This is a genomic window from Uliginosibacterium paludis (assembly GCF_039631355.1).
In the GTDB taxonomy this organism is placed as follows: domain Bacteria; phylum Pseudomonadota; class Gammaproteobacteria; order Burkholderiales; family Rhodocyclaceae; genus Uliginosibacterium; species Uliginosibacterium paludis.
The window spans coordinates 262,565-276,636 of sequence record NZ_JBDIVF010000003.1; the positions used below are offsets into that span (position 1 = coordinate 262,565).

16 protein-coding genes are annotated in these 14,072 nt (G+C 64.7%); 5 read left to right on the top strand and 11 right to left on the bottom strand.

All coding sequences use genetic code 11. The features are described from left to right. Window positions 1-45 precede the first annotated feature (45 nt). From ABDB87_RS10050 to moaE, 3 genes are read left to right on the top strand one after another with little or no spacing between them, the layout of a single operon-like run. On the top strand, window positions 46-1,239 hold the full coding sequence (locus tag ABDB87_RS10050) for a molybdopterin molybdotransferase MoeA (protein WP_345926543.1): 1,194 nt from the start codon (window positions 46-48) through the stop codon (window positions 1,237-1,239). A 15-nt stretch (window positions 1,240-1,254) separates the two neighbouring features. Continuing rightward, entirely contained in the window at window positions 1,255-1,512 is a 258-nt protein-coding gene (gene moaD, locus ABDB87_RS10055) for a molybdopterin converting factor subunit 1 (protein WP_345926544.1), read from the top strand. Then, window positions 1,512-1,979 (top strand): molybdopterin synthase catalytic subunit MoaE, encoded by a 468-nt coding sequence (gene moaE, locus ABDB87_RS10060; RefSeq protein WP_345926545.1) that lies wholly within the window; start codon window positions 1,512-1,514, stop codon window positions 1,977-1,979. Before moaD ends, moaE begins: the two co-directional genes overlap by 1 nt. A gap of 25 nt (window positions 1,980-2,004) precedes the next feature. On the opposite strand, the gene ABDB87_RS10065 is transcribed toward moaE, so the two are convergent. The 5 genes from ABDB87_RS10065 to pelA all read right to left on the bottom strand — a co-directional run bounded on the left by ABDB87_RS10065 (window position 2,005) and on the right by pelA (window position 6,624). Continuing rightward, window positions 2,005-2,937: a dihydroorotate oxidase gene (locus tag ABDB87_RS10065; protein ID WP_345926546.1), complete on the bottom strand. Its 933-nt coding sequence runs from the start codon at window positions 2,935-2,937 to the stop codon at window positions 2,005-2,007. Between the two features lie 92 nt (window positions 2,938-3,029). After that, window positions 3,030-3,620, bottom strand: coding sequence for a phosphatase PAP2 family protein (locus tag ABDB87_RS10070; RefSeq protein WP_345926548.1), 591 nt, complete (start codon window positions 3,618-3,620; stop codon window positions 3,030-3,032). Between the two features lie 8 nt (window positions 3,621-3,628). Next, window positions 3,629-4,300, bottom strand: a complete 672-nt coding sequence (locus ABDB87_RS10075; protein WP_345926550.1) for a glutathione S-transferase N-terminal domain-containing protein — start codon at window positions 4,298-4,300, stop codon at window positions 3,629-3,631. Window positions 4,301-4,370: 70 nt separating this feature from the next. Beyond that, the gene (gene hemG, locus ABDB87_RS10080; protein WP_345926552.1) at window positions 4,371-4,955 is read right to left on the bottom strand and encodes a menaquinone-dependent protoporphyrinogen IX dehydrogenase; all 585 of its coding nucleotides are present in this window, start codon (window positions 4,953-4,955) and stop codon (window positions 4,371-4,373) included. Between the two features lie 91 nt (window positions 4,956-5,046). Further along, entirely contained in the window at window positions 5,047-6,624 is a 1,578-nt protein-coding gene (gene pelA, locus ABDB87_RS10085; protein WP_345926554.1) for a pectate lyase, read from the bottom strand. A gap of 205 nt (window positions 6,625-6,829) precedes the next feature. Between pelA and ABDB87_RS10090 the strand changes: the two genes are divergently transcribed. Next, window positions 6,830-8,599, top strand: coding sequence for a M61 family metallopeptidase (locus ABDB87_RS10090; protein ID WP_345926556.1), 1,770 nt, complete (start codon window positions 6,830-6,832; stop codon window positions 8,597-8,599). Window positions 8,600-8,608: 9 nt separating this feature from the next. Here the strand turns inward: ABDB87_RS10090 and ABDB87_RS10095 are convergent, their stop codons facing one another. Continuing rightward, complete coding sequence (locus ABDB87_RS10095) at window positions 8,609-9,841, bottom strand: pyridoxal-dependent decarboxylase, exosortase A system-associated (RefSeq protein WP_345926558.1); 1,233 nt, start codon at window positions 9,839-9,841, stop codon at window positions 8,609-8,611. Continuing rightward, window positions 9,838-11,424, bottom strand: coding sequence for an acyl-CoA ligase (AMP-forming), exosortase A system-associated (locus tag ABDB87_RS10100; protein WP_345926560.1), 1,587 nt, complete (start codon window positions 11,422-11,424; stop codon window positions 9,838-9,840). Before ABDB87_RS10100 ends, ABDB87_RS10095 begins: the two co-directional genes overlap by 4 nt. 81 nt (window positions 11,425-11,505) lie before the next feature. On the opposite strand from ABDB87_RS10100, the gene ABDB87_RS10105 reads away from it, so the two are divergent. Continuing rightward, window positions 11,506-11,769, top strand: coding sequence for an acyl carrier protein (locus ABDB87_RS10105; RefSeq protein ID WP_345926562.1), 264 nt, complete (start codon window positions 11,506-11,508; stop codon window positions 11,767-11,769). 35 nt (window positions 11,770-11,804) lie between these two features. On the opposite strand, the gene argB is transcribed toward ABDB87_RS10105, so the two are convergent. The 4 genes from argB to ABDB87_RS10125 all read right to left on the bottom strand — a co-directional run bounded on the left by argB (window position 11,805) and on the right by ABDB87_RS10125 (window position 14,060). After that, entirely contained in the window at window positions 11,805-12,698 is an 894-nt protein-coding gene (gene argB / locus ABDB87_RS10110) for an acetylglutamate kinase (RefSeq protein ID WP_345926564.1), read from the bottom strand. 95 nt (window positions 12,699-12,793) lie between these two features. After that, the gene (nudB, locus tag ABDB87_RS10115; protein ID WP_345926566.1) at window positions 12,794-13,243 is read right to left on the bottom strand and encodes a dihydroneopterin triphosphate diphosphatase; all 450 of its coding nucleotides are present in this window, start codon (window positions 13,241-13,243) and stop codon (window positions 12,794-12,796) included. Continuing rightward, a complete protein-coding gene (locus ABDB87_RS10120; RefSeq protein ID WP_345926568.1) occupies window positions 13,240-13,695 on the bottom strand; it encodes a barstar family protein in 456 nt (151 codons plus the stop codon). The genes nudB and ABDB87_RS10120 overlap by 4 nt, the downstream gene beginning before the upstream one ends. After that, window positions 13,692-14,060 carry a guanyl-specific ribonuclease gene (locus tag ABDB87_RS10125; RefSeq protein ID WP_345926571.1) on the bottom strand — a complete coding sequence of 123 codons (369 nt, stop codon included), beginning with the start codon at window positions 14,058-14,060 and terminating at the stop codon, window positions 13,692-13,694. The genes ABDB87_RS10120 and ABDB87_RS10125 overlap by 4 nt, the downstream gene beginning before the upstream one ends. Window positions 14,061-14,072: the final 12 nt, after the last annotated feature.

A 14,072-nucleotide genomic window follows, 5' to 3' on the forward strand; every position in this document is an offset into this window, starting at 1 on the left:
CTTGCCTCGCACCTTCACCTTCGTTTTCCGTTTCGGTTCCTGCCCATGCTCAGTTACGAACAAGCCCTTGAAACCCTGCTGGCGGATGCCAGTCTGTCGTCCGGCTCGCGCATGCGCGTCGAGACGCTCGATCCTGCCCTGGCGCTGGGGCGGGTGCTCGTGGCGCCGGTCTGCTCTACGCTGGCGGTGCCGCCTGCCGACAACTCCGCGATGGACGGCTACGCGCTGCGCGTTGCCGATCTCGTTCCCGGCGCGCTGCTTCCGGTGAGTCAGCGCGTGCCGGCGGGCAGCGTGCCGCAGGCACTGGCTGCGGGCACGGCGGCGAGGATTTTCACCGGCGCTCCGATTCCGCCGGGGGCTGACTGCGTGGTGATGCAGGAGTTGTGCGAAGCCGAGGGCGACGCCGTCCGCATCGCACATCAAGCGAAACCCGGCGAAAACATCCGGCGTGCGGGGGAGGACATCGCCTGCGGGGCCGAGATCATCCCGGCCGGCACACGGCTCGCCGCGGCGCATCTCGGGCTGATTGCCTCGGTCGGTATCGCCAGCGTGGAGGTGGTGTCGCGTCTGCGTGTGGCGGTCTTCTTTACCGGAGACGAGCTGGTGATGCCGGGCAGGCCGCTGGCGGCCGGGCAGATCTACAACTCCAACCGCTATGTGCTGCTGGGCCTGCTGGGGCGGCTCGGATGCCAGGTCACCGATCTGGGCATCGTGCCGGATGATCTGGAGGCTACCCGCCAGGCCCTGCGTCAGGCTGCCGCGGGCCATGATCTGGTGATGACCTGCGGAGGCGTGTCGGTGGGCGAGGAAGACCATGTGAAGGCGGCCCTGCAGGCCGAAGGCAGCCTGCAGACCTGGAAGATCGCCATCAAGCCCGGCAAGCCCTTCGCGCTGGGCCGTGTGGGGGCTACACCCTTCATCGGTCTGCCGGGGAATCCGGTCTCCAGTTTCGCCACCTTCCGCATGCTGGCCGAGCCCTATGTGAGGCGCCTGCAGGGCGAGACGGAGGTGCTGCCGCGCGCCGTGTCGGTACGCGCCGACTTTGCCTGGCCGCGTGCCACGCCGCTGCGTGAATTCCTGCGTGTCCGTCGCAATGCCGCGGGGGGGCTGGATCTCTTCCCGAAGCAGGGCAGTGGCGTACTGAGTTCCTGTGCCTGGGCCGATGGTCTGGTGAGTCATCCGCCGGGCCAGGTGATCCAGCCGGGGGAACTCGTTTCCTACATTCCTTTCAACGATTGAGCGAAGGGGGCCAGCGTGGCCGTTGTGAAAATTCTCTACTTTGCGAGCCTGCGTGAGGCGGTCGGATGTGACCAGGAAACCCTCGATGTGCCGGATGAGGCCGGCACCGTGGGGGCGCTGCGCGCGCTGCTCTGTGCGCGGGGCGGCGACTGGTCCGCGCTGGAGGGCGGGCGCGCGGTGCGCGCGGCCGTGAATCAGGTGCTGGCTCGGCCGGAAACTGTCATTGCCGCGGGCGATGAAGTTGCCTTTTTCCCGCCGGTGACCGGAGGCTGATGATGGAGGAAGCCTTCCGGGTCAGCGTCAGCGAGGCGGATTTCGATGTCGGCGCCGAGCTCGACGCGCTGGCAGCGGGCCGCAGCGACATCGGCGCGGTCGCGAGTTTTGTCGGTCGCGTGCGGGGCGGCGAGGGCCTGATCGCAATGAGCCTCGAGCACTATCCGGCGATGACCGAAAAGGCGCTGGCCGGCATCGTGAGCCAGGCGCGTGTGCGCTGGCCGCTGATGGGCGTGCGCGTGATTCATCGCGTGGGTCGCCTCTTGCCCGGCGCGCAGATCGTGATGGTCGCCGTGGCCAGCGGCCATCGGGGCGCGGCCTTCGAGGCCTGCGAGTTCATCATGGACTTCCTGAAAACGCGTGCGCCGTTCTGGAAGAAGGAAGAGCTGCCGGGCGGTGCCCGCTGGGTCGATGCGCGCGAGAGCGACGACGCGGCCGCTGCGCGCTGGGACACGGACCAGCCCTGAGCCTGCCAGTGTCCTGGCGGACTGCTCAGAGCGTGCGCAGTTTGCCGCGAACCTCTTCCAGGCTGCGATAGCCCTTGCGCTGCAGGATTTCAGCGAGCTCCGCATTGAGGCGAGCGAAGATGCCGCAGCCTTCCTCCTGCAGTGCGGTGCCGACCTGGACCAGGGAAGCGCCGGCCAGCAGGTGCATGAACACTTCGGCGCCGCTTTTCACACCACCGCAGCCGATGACCTGCTTGTCCGGGCAGCGGCGGAAGAAGGCATTCACGTTGGCCAGGGCGGTCGGCAGCACATAGTCGCCGCCGATGCCGCCGAAACCGTCCTTTGGCTTGATCACCACCGATTCGCGCTCGATGTCGATCACCAGCGCATTGCCGATGGAGTTGATGCAGGTGATGAACTTCACCAGCGGATGGCGGTTGAGGATGGCCGCTGCTTCGTCGAAGTGGGCGATGTCGAAGTAGGGCGGCATCTTCACGCCGAAGGGCTGTGCCCAGACGCGGCTGGCTGCTTCCAGCATGCTTTCCATGGCTTCGAAGTCATAGGCGATCTGGGGCTTGCCGGGCACGTTGGGGCAGGAGAGATTCAGCTCGACAATCGCCGGCAGCTTCGCTTCGCGGATTGCGGTGAGCATGGCCATGTTGTCTTCGAGCGAGAGCCCGGCGACCGACATGAAGAGCGGCTTCTTCGCGTAATCATGTTTCACCGCATAGTCGAGGTAGTACTCGTAGCCTTCGTTGGGCAGGCCCATCGAGTTGATGCTGCCCAGCGCGGTCGCGGTGTAGCGCGGTTCCGGATTGCCTTCGCGCGGCAGCAGCGTGCAGCTCTTGGTGATCAGGCTGCCTGCATCACTTGCCAGCATGGCGTCGAGTTCTTCGTTGTAGCGGCAGCAGACACCCGAGGCGTTCATCAGGGGGCTGGCAAAGTCGATGCCAAGCAGGGAAGCGGACAGCAGGCTCATGTTCGGTGTTCCAGGGTTGCTTTCGAGGAGGCCGGATTTTACCGGCGCGGATCCGGCCGCATGGCGAGGCAGGTCAAGAGCCGCGCGGGTTGTTACACCACACAGGCGCCGGGCTGGATGTGCGGTATGAGCCGGTGCAGCAACTCTTCCGCCGGCAGACGGCTGCCGTAGCAGAGCAGGAAAACCGGCAGCAGCGCGATCAGCAAGGGCCGCAGCGAACGACCCGGATGGCGATCCTTCAGGTAGGGCCAGACGAAGATAGCAAGCGTGGCCAGCCCGGCCAGGCCGCCGATCACGACTTCACCGGGATTGTGTGCGCCCAGCATCACGCGGGTGACGCCGATCGTGATCGCCAGGCCCAGCGCGGTGAGCGGCGCGAGCCAGCGCCAGGGGGATGGGAGGCGGGCGAACACGATCGCGGCAAGCGCGCCGAAAAAGAAGGTCGACAGGCTCATGTGGCCGCTGGGCGACATCACGGCGCTGCCGAGCGCCCGGCCGCAGGACAGGAAGCCCAGCTTGAGCAGGGTCATCGTGGCCAGACAGGCAAGGAGTGCGAGCAGGAAGTGGCCCGCCATGCGGCGGGACTCCAGCAGCCACAGCCCCACGGCGAGGATCATGCACAGGGGCAGGATCAGCGCGCTGTCGGCCAGATCGGTCAGGGCGCTGATCAGATGCGGCGACATGGCATGCCTCAGGCCTTGAGCAGCGCCTGCAGCGCTTCTTCGGTGAGGCTTGCCTCCCAGTTGAACTTCGCGCCCTCGGCATAGGCCCGCTGCACCGCCGGGCGTTCGCCCATGCGTGCGATGTAGGCCGCCACGTTGGGGAACTGCGTCATGTCCATCAGTTGCCGTTCATGGAGCAGCACCCAGGGGTAGATCGCCATGTCGGCAATCGAGTAGTCGCCGGCAACGTAGTCGCGCCCGGCGAGCTGCCGGTCGAGTACGCCATAGAGGCGGGCCGTTTCATCGGTGTAGCGCTTCATCGCGTAGGGAATCTTTTCCGGCGCGAACTGGTTGAAGTGGTGGTTCTGGCCTGCCATCGGTCCCAGTCCGCCTATCTGCCAGTTGAGCCACTGCAGTACCGCCGCCCTTGCATGGCCTGCCGCCGGCAGGAAGCGACCATGCTGCTCGGCCAGCACGGTCAGGATCGCGCCGGACTCCATCAGGGCCAGCGGGCCGCCGGGGAAATCCTGATCGACGATGGCGGGAATCCGGTTGTTGGGGGCGATCTTGAGGAAGGTGGGCAGGAACTGGTCGTTCTTGCGGATGTTGATCGGAATGATCCGGTAGGGCAGGCCGAGTTCTTCGAGCAGGATGGCGATCTTGTGGCCGTTGGGGGTCGGGGCGTAGAAGAGGTCGATCATGCATGCTCCTGAGTGTTATCGGAATCCGGCATTGCACAGGTAAAGCCGTGGCTTGGCAAGTTCGCCGGGTTCATCTGGCGATGGATTCCGGCGTGTCACCCCGGACCAGGCAGGCTTGGGCAAACTGCTCGACCGCCTGCCAGTCAGTGTAACTCACACAGGTTGCGGGATCGGTCGGGCCGCCGGTCATGTGCATGATGAGACGGATCATCAGGCGATCGAGCGGCCGGTAACGCGCATAGTCGAGCTTGCCGGCGAAAACGGCGCAGGGCTCGGGTTGCCAGCCGGTGTTTTTCAGGAAGCGGCGGACATAGGCATTGCCTTCAGGGCTCGCCTTGCCGGGTTTGCGCGCGGTGAGGCAGACCGAGAAAAAAGCCTGACGGCGCCGCGCGAGCCAGCAGACGTGTTGCTGCAGCAAGCGGGCAAGTGCCGGACGGTGGTGACCGTAGCGGATGCTGGCGCCGATTACGACAAGCTCCGGATCGTGGCCGGCAGGCGAGAAATCCTGCAGCGGCAGCAATGTGACATTGATGCCTTTGTCATGAAATGTCCGTTGCAGCCGTTCGCAGATGGCCTGTGTGTGTCCATCGATGCTGGAGTGGAGGATCAGGATGCTGCGCGGTGCGTGGTTAGCGGGCGTGGTGTGGGTCTTCATGTGCTGACAGACCCCGTATTCCTGTTCGAGTTCAGCAGGAACGGATGCGGCCGGATCCGTGTCGGGTGGATCCGGCCGCATCCGGCACGACTCAGGGCTTCAGCACCGAGGGCAGATTGTGGCGGACGATCCAGGCTGGATAGTCCTTGGCCAGCAGCGGCGCAGCCTCACCTGTGAGCCAGTTGTACTTCACCCTGCGCTCGTAGTTCACGTCCTCGAAGCGCTCGCGTGGCTGGCTGTCACGCGAAGAGAAGAGGGGCTGGCCATCACTGAGCCGGTAGAAGCGGGCCCAGGTCACGTCTTCCGGCGCCGATTTTTCCAGCACGAAGTCAAAGCCGTATTCCAGGGTCGGATCATTCCTGCGCACGCGCTTGACCCCCTTGAGCTTGACGTTGTCCAGCCAGGCCACCGCGTCCTGCACGGCGCGGATGACCTCGGCCGAAGGCTTCTCGATGCTCATCAGGAAGCGCACGACATTCACGCTCTCGCCACCCGAAATCGAGGGCAGTTCGAAGGCGCGGCCCATCGCTGGCTGCAGGGTATTCTCGTCATACTGCGCGCACCAGCCGGTGCGCTTGCCGGCGACCGTGATCTGGGTCTTGAGGATCAGGTTGATGCCGGCTTCATAGGAAGCGCTCGCGCGCCTGGCCTGGACTGGCGAGACAAAGGCGAAGTCGCCCTGAACGGCTGCGACGTCGCGGAGGATCTCCAGCACATTGGCGATGGCGTCATCGTTGAAGGTAATGCGTGCCTTGTAGCCGAGCGGTGCAGGCCAGTACTGCTGCCAGCCGCCATTGGGCAACTGGGCCGAGAGCAGGTAGTCCAGCCCCTTGTCGATACCGGAGCGGATGCTGTCATCCCGGTGTGCTGCATAGGCTGCGGCGAGCGCCTTGATCTGCTTGGTGGTGGAGTCGTTGTCGATGGTCGATTTGGCCTTGAAGCCTTCCAGGGCTTCACGGTTGACCGGCGAGAGCAGGCTTACGTTGCGTTCGAGCTTGGGCCAGCCGCCATCCGGATTCTGATAGCCGAGAATCACCTTCGCTGCACGCAGCCCGTCATCGCTGGCCCAGAAGGCAGCGGTCTGCTTGTCGAGCGTGGCTTCGGTCAGCTTGCCGCCCAGCGTAAAGCCGCTGACCTTGGCGCTGATCGGCAGAACCAGCGAGGCGGTGTAACGCTGGCGCGGCACATCCCATTTGCTCCAGGCACCGAACTGATCGAAGAACCAGTAGGCCGACACCCACAGATTCCCCTTGCGCCATTGCGGCACGATGTCGGTGTGGACTTCCTTGCCATCCACCGTGGCTTCAAGCTGGCCTGCCTTGAGCCACACGGAGTGTCCGGCCAGGGTGTAGCGGCCGCTTTGCTCGGCAGGGTCAAGTGTGACCTCGCCGCCGAGGTTGAGGATGATTTCATTGAGTGGTGCAAAGATGCGGCTGCCGGAGACGAGTTCCGGCTTGCTGTAGAAGCCTTCCTCCAACTCCTGGTAGGCGCCATCCACCGAGTAGTTCGGCTCGCCCATGATCAGCGAAACAGTTTTCAGCACGCTGTCTGACCGGGCCGGCGACGAGCCGGACGGCGGCGCAGGCATCGGCTCGGCCTGTTGTGCTGCGGCGTTTCCAAGAAGGAGGCTGGTGACAATCAGGCAAAGCAGTCTGCGTGTGCTGGGCATGAGGATTTTCCAGTGGACTGAAGGAGTGATCAGGGTAAACACTAGGAGTACTGACTGACAAGCCCTGTTGATGTCGTCAGCCGCGCCGTCTTGTGACGCGACCGGACCGGGCTGCTTCAGTTAGCATTGTCTTCATCGTACAACCGGCAGAATTTCGAAAAATGACTATTGGTTTTTCGAAAATTGACCATCTGGATTTCGGAAAATGACTATTGAATATCGCGTGGAAGCCATGAACCCCCAGGCCCATCTGTTCCGGGTCACGCTGGCGGTTCCGGAGCCCTCGCTGGAGGGTGAAGTGCTGAGGTTGCCGGCCTGGATTCCCGGCAGCTACATGATCCGCGAATTCGCGCGCAACATCGTCGAGCTGAAAGCCTCGCAAGGCGAGCGCAGCGTCGCCCTGACCCAGCTCGACAAGCATTCCTGGCAGACCGCTCCGCTCAAGGCCGGTGCTGCGCTGACGGTGCAGGCCACGATCTACGCCTGGGATCTCTCGGTGCGCTGCGCACACCTGGATGAAAGCCACGGCTTCTTCAACGGTACCCAGCTTTTCCTGCAAGTGGCGGGGCGCGAAACGGAGACGCACCGGGTCGAGATCTGCCGGCCGGCAGGCGAGGCCTTTGCCGCATGGAAAGTGGCCACGACGCTGCCCGCCGTGGGCCGGCGCAGTGTCGACAAGGCCGGCTTCGGCCTGCGCGAAGCGCCCGATTACGACACGCTGGTGGATCATCCGGTCGAGATGGGTAGCTGGCAGTCGGTGAAATTCGAAGCCTGCGGCGTGCCGCATGAAATGGTCGTAACCGGCGTGGCGAGGTTTGACACGGCAAGACTGGCGGCCGACCTGAAGAAAACCTGCGAGAGCGTGATCCGGTTCTTCGGCAAGACGCCACCTTTCTCGCGCTACCTCTTCATGACCCTGGCCGTCGGTGATGGTTACGGCGGCCTGGAGCACCGCGACAGCACGGCCCTGATCTGCTCGCGCAACGATCTGCCGGTCATCGGTGACAGCAGCACGAGCGATGGCTACCGCACCTTCCTCGGGCTCTGCAGCCACGAGTATTTCCATGCCTGGAACGTCAAGCGCATCAAACCCGCGGCCTTCGTGCCCTATGCGCTCGATCGCGAGAACCACACCCGGCTGCTGTGGGTCTTCGAAGGCTTCACTTCCTATTACGACGATCTGGCGCTGGTGCGTGGGGGCCTGATTTCGCAGGGCGAATACCTCTCCCTGCTGGCCAAGACGGTCACGGCGGTGGAGCGCAATCCGGGGCGCCTGCATCAGAGCGTGGCGCAGTCGTCCTTTGATGCCTGGACCAAGTATTACCGGCAGGACGAAAACAGCCCCAATGCCATCGTCAGCTATTACCAGAAGGGTTCGCTGGTGGCACTCGGCCTGGATCTGCTGATCCGGACGAAAACTGCTGGCGCGAAGTCGCTTGACGATGTCATGCGGCATCTGTGGCGGCATTACGGCGAAGGCTCGTCGGGCGTGCCGGAAGGCGCCATGCCGGCCATCGTGAAAGAAGCCACCGGTGTGGACGTGCGGCGCGAGATTGCCCGCTGGGCCGAAGGCTGTGAAGACGTGCCGCTGGCCCGCCTGCTCAAGCCCTTTGGCGTGACGCTGTCGCGCAAGGCGGCTGCTCGCATCAGCGGGCTTGGCATCCGCACGAAGGCCGAGGGCACAGTGCTGAAGCTGGCCAATGTGATCGAAGGCGGCAGCGCTCAGGCGGCAGGTCTTTCGGCCGGTGACGAGCTGGTCGCGCTCAATGGCCTGCGCGTGACTGCCGGTAATCTCGACAGTCTCCTCGCGCGTTGCCAGACGGGGGAGACACTGGATCTGCTGGTCTTCCGCCGCGACGAGCTGCGTCACTTCAAGCCGGTGCTCGAAGCGCCGCGCCTGGAAGAGTGCGCGCTGGGGCTGGATGCCGGCTCGGCGAAATCCCTTGGCTTGCGCAATGCCTGGCTGAAGGGCTGAGCCCGGCCTTCAGAGCAGGATTTCAGCCGCGGCCGGATGCCCGAGGAATCCGGCCGGGCTGGCACTCCGGCCATAGGCGCCACTCTGGAAGACCACCACCAGATCTCCCGGCTCGGCGATCGCCAGTGTCATGCGGTCGGCCAGAATGTCGAGCGGCGTGCACAGCGGCCCCACGACCGATGCGATTTCGGTTTCCGCCGGGGTCGCCTTGTTGCCGATGATGACGGGATAATTCTTGCGGATCAGCTGGCCGAAGTTGCCTGAAGCCGCCAGATGGTGGTGCAGGCCACCATCACAGACGAGAAAGACCTGGCCGCGCGAGATCTTGCGATCCAGCACGCGGCAGACATAGATGCCGGCTTCTGCCACCAGATAGCGGCCGAGTTCGATGACCAGGCTGGCCTGCGGCAGCTCGCCGGCCGCACGGCTGGCCAGTACCGCCAGGTTTTCGCCGATCGGCGCCAGATCCAGCGGCAGCTCGCCGGGGAAATAAGGCACGCCGAAACCGCCGCCGAGATTCAGGCAGCGGACCGGAGCCGGCGCGCTGGCCGCGAGCCGAAGCGCCAGATCGAAACTCAGCTGCTGCGCTTCCACGATGGCTTCGGCGCGCAGGTTCTGCGAACCGGCAAAGAGGTGGAAACCTTCGAACGCGAGTCCCAGCTCGCCGATGCGGCGGAGCAGGCGAGGCACGTCTTCCGCATCCACGCCGAAGGGCTTGGGCCCGCCGCCCATCTTCATGCCTGAGGATTTCAGCTCGAAGTCCGGATTCACGCGCACCGCCACCCTGGCCGCGAGCCCCAGGCGCTGCGAGATCCCGGAGAGGTGTTCGACCTCGCGGAAGGATTCCACATTCAGCAGCACCCCCGCACGCACCGCAGCTTCAAGCTCCGCTTCGCGCTTGCCGGGGCCGGCAAAACTAATTTCCTGCGGATTGCTGCCGCTGGCCAGTGCGACCTCCAGCTCGCCGCCGGAGGCGACATCCAGCCCGTCGAGCTGGCGGGCAAGATGCGATACGAGCGCCGGCATCGGGTTGGCCTTGATGGCGTAATGCAGCTTGATGGCGGGCGGCAGTGCGCTGCGCAGCTCGGCCACCCGGCGATCGATCACGCCTCTGTCATAGGCATAGAAAGGCGTCTGGCCAAGCTGCTCCGTCAGTTGCGTCAGCGGGATGCCGGCCAGCATCAGCTCGCCATCGCGTACCGGAAACTGCGTCATCGGCGCATGAACGGGGCGGGCAGTCATGGCTGGCTTTCAAAGAGGGTGGCGAATTCGCCCGCGAGGCGCTTGCGGTCGATCTTGCCATTGGCATTGCGGGGCAGGGGGGCTGTGCGCATATCGATGTGGGCTGGCCATTGCCAGGCCGGGCAGCGCGGCTTGAGCGCAGCCAGCAGTGCTGCCGCATCGGCGCCCGCAGTCGGGCAGGCGACCAGCACGATGGCCGCACCGAGCGCGGGATGCGGTACGCCAAAGGCTGCGCATTCGGTGACGAGACCGGTGGCATGGACTTCTTCTTCGACTTCGCCGGGGCTGACCCGGTAGCCGGAGGTCTTGATCATTTCGTCACGCCGGCCGATGAAGTAGAGGAAGCCGTCGGCATCCCGGCGCACCGTGTCGCCCGAATACACCGCCACCTCGGGCAGGACCAGTCCCTCGGGGCGCAGCGCCGCGGGCAGCGGGCGAAAGCGCTCCGCCGTTTTCTCCGCATCGTTCCAGTAGCCCATGGCCACCAGCGGGCCGCGCTGCACGAGCTCGCCGGGCTCGTCCGGCGCACATTCGCTGCCATCCTCACGCAGCACGAATACTTCGTTGTCGGGAATCGCCCGGCCGATGGAGTCCGGGCGACGATCCACTTCGGCGGGCGGCAGCCAGGTCGCACGAAAGGCTTCGGTCAGGCCATACATGAGGAAGGGCTGGCTGTCGGGCAGTTGCTGCCTGAGCGCATCCAGGGTCTGCCGCGGCATGTGGCCGCCGGTGTTGGCGAAGTAGCGAAGGTGCTTCGCGACCGTGTCCGGCAGCTTCAGGGCGGCGAGCTGGATCCAGAGCGGCGGTACGGCCGTGAGGCCGGTGATGCGCTCGCGCTCCAGCGCCTTCACGATGTCGCGCGGCATCAGGTAGTTGAGCAGCACGACGCGTGCGCCAACATGGAATGCGGTCGTCAGTTGCGAGAAGCCTGCATCGAAGGACAGCGGCAGTACGGCCAGCAGGCTGTCACCCGCATGGTTGCCAAGGTAGGCCGCCACGCTTTTCGCGCCGGCCACCAGGTTGCGGTGCGAAAGCACCACGCCCTTGGGCCGACCGGTGCTGCCGGAGGTGTAGAGGATGCCCGCCATGTCCAGCTCGGTGGCCGCGGGGCGAGGCTCGGCCTCGGCCAGCAGGAAGTCATGCCACTGATGCGGTACCGGCGTAACGCCGGGAAGCTTTGCGGGTGCAGTCAGCAGGAGGTGTTCGAGATCCGGGCATTGCGGCAGCACGGCGCCGAGCGTGGCCAGGCGCTCGGGTGAGGTCAGCAGCAGGCTGACCTTGCAGTCGCGGAGGATGTAGGCGACCTGCTCCGGTTTGAGGAGCGGATTGATCGGCACGAACACGCAGCCGGCGAGACCCGCGCCGAAGCTTGCAATGACTGCCTCGGGGCGCTTGTCGAGCCAGATACCGATGCGGGCGTGGCGGGGCAGGCCGAGCGCCATCAGTCCGCAAGCGAAGGCCTGCGTGGCCTGCCAGAGCTCTGCATAGCTGATCGTGCTCTGGCCCGCGCTCAGCGCCGGGCTGGCAGGGCTGCGTTCCGCGCTGCGTTCAACAAGATGATGGAGAAGCCAGGAGTCTTGCATGCTGTGTGTTCACGGAGCCGGGCAGGTCGCGCCTGGGCTTATAATCCCGCCCTTTCGCGCAGCATCCCGAAGGAAAGAATCGTGTCTTCGCTTGATACTACCCGTCAGCAGGTCCTGCAGGTTCTGGAAGAAGTCCTGGGCCTTGGCGGACGCACTGCCTCGTTTGATGATGAAACCCCGCTGCTGGGAGCGGTGCCGGAGCTGGATTCGATGGCGGTCGTTGGCGTGATTGCCGCGCTGGAGGAGCATTTCGGCTTTCATCTGGCTGACGACGATATCGATGGTTCAACCTTCGAAACCGTGGGCAGCCTGAGCGCTTTCGTGGCAGCCAAACTGGCCGCCTGAGGCCGGAGCGGCAGGGCCGCCCCGGCCGACCCGCGTCACTTGCTCTTGATCATCGTGCCCACGCCGTGGTGGGTCAGCACTTCGAGCAGCAGGCAGTGCTCGACACGGCCATCGATGATGTGCACCGAATGCACGCCGCTGCGGGCGGCGTCGAGCGCGGAGCTGATCTTGGGCAGCATGCCGCCGGAGAGCGTGCCGTCGGCGACCAGATCGTCGATCTGGCGCGGCGTGAGTCCGGTCAGCAGCTTGCCGGACTTGTCCAGCACGCCCGGTGTATTGGTCAGCAGGATGAGTTTTTCGGCCTTGAGTACTTCGGCCAGCTTGCCGGCGACGAGGTCGGCATTGATGTTGTAGGTCTCACCCGACTCGCCGATGCCGATCGGTGCAATCACCGGAATGAAGTCGCCGGCGTCCAGGAAGCTGATGATCGAAGGGTCGATCGAGGAAATCTCGCCGACCTGGCCTATATCGAGCATCTCTTCCGGATTGTCCTTGTTCGGCATCATCAGCTTGCGTGCGCGGATGAAGGCGCCATCCGCCCCGGTCAGGCCCACTGCCTTGCCACCGTGCTTGTTGATGAGATTGACGATGTCCTTGTTCACCTGACCGCCGAGCACCATCTCGACGATGTCCATGGTCTCCGCATCGGTGACCCGCATGCCCTGGACGAACTGCCCCTGCTTGCCCACCCGCTTGAGAAGATCGTCGATCTGCGGGCCGCCGCCGTGCACCACCACCGGATTCATGCCGACGAGCTTGAGCAGCACCACATCGCGTGCGAAGCAATCCTGCAACTGCGGATCGGTCATCGCATTGCCACCGTATTTGATGACGATGGTCTTGTCGAAGAAACGCTTGATGTAGGGCAGTGCTTCCGCAAGGATTTCGGCCTTGAGGGCGGGCGCCAGCTGCTGTGTGTCTGCGGACATTGTTCTACCTTGTTCGGGGGTGAGCAGAAAGGGGCGATTCTAGCGCATTGAAAAGCGTGAACATTGCACGTTTCTGTCAGACCCTCGGAGGGGGCTCAGCGCACTGGCCGCGCCGGCAGCATCAGGATCGCGTCCCGGTTGCTCCAGGAAAAGCACTTTTCTGCCGCGGCCTGATACGGCAGCCAGCACTGGTCACGATGTTCCTCGGGGGCGAGCGTGGCTGGCAGAGCCTGCGGCACGCAGAGGCTGAAGACGTGTTCGAGATTGTGGGTGACGCCCGGGGCGTAGCGATCACGCCAGCGCTCCAGAATCTCGAAGCGGTTCGTGATGCGCCAGTCCTGCAGCATGCCCGGCGCCGCACGGATGCCGGTTTCCTCGAAAAGCTCACGGACGGCTGTCCGGGCCGGCGTTTCGCCGGGTTCCAGACTGCCGGTGACGGATTGCCAGAATCCGGGGTGGAGCGCGCGTTCGATCAGGAGTACCTGCAGGTCCGGCGTATGGATGACGACCAGCACGGATTCCGGCTGCTTGAAGGGCTTGTTCAAGTATGAACCTCGAGCCTTCCGAGCTCCGGGATGTCTCCGATGAAGAGCACCCAGAAGGATTGACCCTGGTCGCGCCAGAAGGCGACCGTGTCGCGCAGGATCCCGAGCAGGGTCGAGAAGCCTGCCGGATCGGCGTTGGCAAAGACTTCGGCGCGCTGCATGAGAATCACATAGCCGTCCGCCTCGTTCCACGACATATCGGTCAGGCAGTCTGCCAGGGCGTCCCAGTTGTGGCCGTACCACTCGGGGAAATGCAGCGCACGCGAGAGCACATGGTGGAGCTTCGTTTCGTCGAGCGCCAGATTCAGATCGATGCGATAAGCATTGAAACCCGCGTTCGGCCCCGCATGAAACAGCGCCCGGGCGCTTTCTTCACTGCAGGCATAGATGCCGGCCCGGGCTGGCAGGCGAAGCATTTCGACGGCGTCAGGCGCCGGTGGCGTGATCTTCATTGGGTGATCCGTTGGAAGCTGCGGTAATGATCGGCCGTGTAGTAGTACTCGCGTTCGCTGCCGGAAATGATGCGGCGGGCGCCACGGGAGCGCTCACCGGGTGTCGGGACGGTGTACTCGCGGTAATAGCCCCGGCGCTGCGCGGGCAGCCTGCGTTCGCGGTTCTGGAACTCGATGCCATCCCGGCTGTAGGGGAAAGGGCCGCCGCGTTCGATCAGTCGAAGGGTGTCGCGGGCTTCCGAGGGCAGGGCCGAGCGGGAGATCGTGTTGCCGCTGAAGGCCGCGTCGTTGCGTGCAGCCAGAGGGCCCGAGGCCAGCAGGCAGAGCGCCAGCAGAATGGGCTGGAAGAACTTGAGGAATCGCATGCCGGCATTCTA

Excerpts from the sequence above, each read along its gene's own strand:
- pelA (WP_345926554.1), bottom strand. The coding sequence starts at position 6,624 with ATGCCCAGCACACGCAGACTGCTTTGCCTGATTGTCACCAGCCTCCTT.
- ABDB87_RS10090 (WP_345926556.1), top strand. The coding sequence starts at position 6,830 with ATGACTATTGAATATCGCGTGGAAGCCATGAACCCCCAGGCCCATCTG.
- ABDB87_RS10065 (WP_345926546.1), bottom strand. The coding sequence starts at position 2,937 with ATGAGCCTGCTGTCCGCTTCCCTGCTTGGCATCGACTTTGCCAGCCCC.
- ABDB87_RS10070 (WP_345926548.1), bottom strand. The coding sequence starts at position 3,620 with ATGTCGCCGCATCTGATCAGCGCCCTGACCGATCTGGCCGACAGCGCG.
- ABDB87_RS10100 (WP_345926560.1), bottom strand. The coding sequence starts at position 11,424 with ATGCAAGACTCCTGGCTTCTCCATCATCTTGTTGAACGCAGCGCGGAA.
- ABDB87_RS10075 (WP_345926550.1), bottom strand. The coding sequence starts at position 4,300 with ATGATCGACCTCTTCTACGCCCCGACCCCCAACGGCCACAAGATCGCC.
- ABDB87_RS10125 (WP_345926571.1), bottom strand. The coding sequence starts at position 14,060 with ATGCGATTCCTCAAGTTCTTCCAGCCCATTCTGCTGGCGCTCTGCCTG.
- moaE (WP_345926545.1), top strand. The coding sequence starts at position 1,512 with ATGATGGAGGAAGCCTTCCGGGTCAGCGTCAGCGAGGCGGATTTCGAT.
- ABDB87_RS10120 (WP_345926568.1), bottom strand. The coding sequence starts at position 13,695 with ATGAAGATCACGCCACCGGCGCCTGACGCCGTCGAAATGCTTCGCCTG.
- ABDB87_RS10050 (WP_345926543.1), top strand. The coding sequence starts at position 46 with ATGCTCAGTTACGAACAAGCCCTTGAAACCCTGCTGGCGGATGCCAGT.
- argB (WP_345926564.1), bottom strand. The coding sequence starts at position 12,698 with ATGTCCGCAGACACACAGCAGCTGGCGCCCGCCCTCAAGGCCGAAATC.
- hemG (WP_345926552.1), bottom strand. The coding sequence starts at position 4,955 with ATGAAGACCCACACCACGCCCGCTAACCACGCACCGCGCAGCATCCTG.
- ABDB87_RS10095 (WP_345926558.1), bottom strand. The coding sequence starts at position 9,841 with ATGACTGCCCGCCCCGTTCATGCGCCGATGACGCAGTTTCCGGTACGC.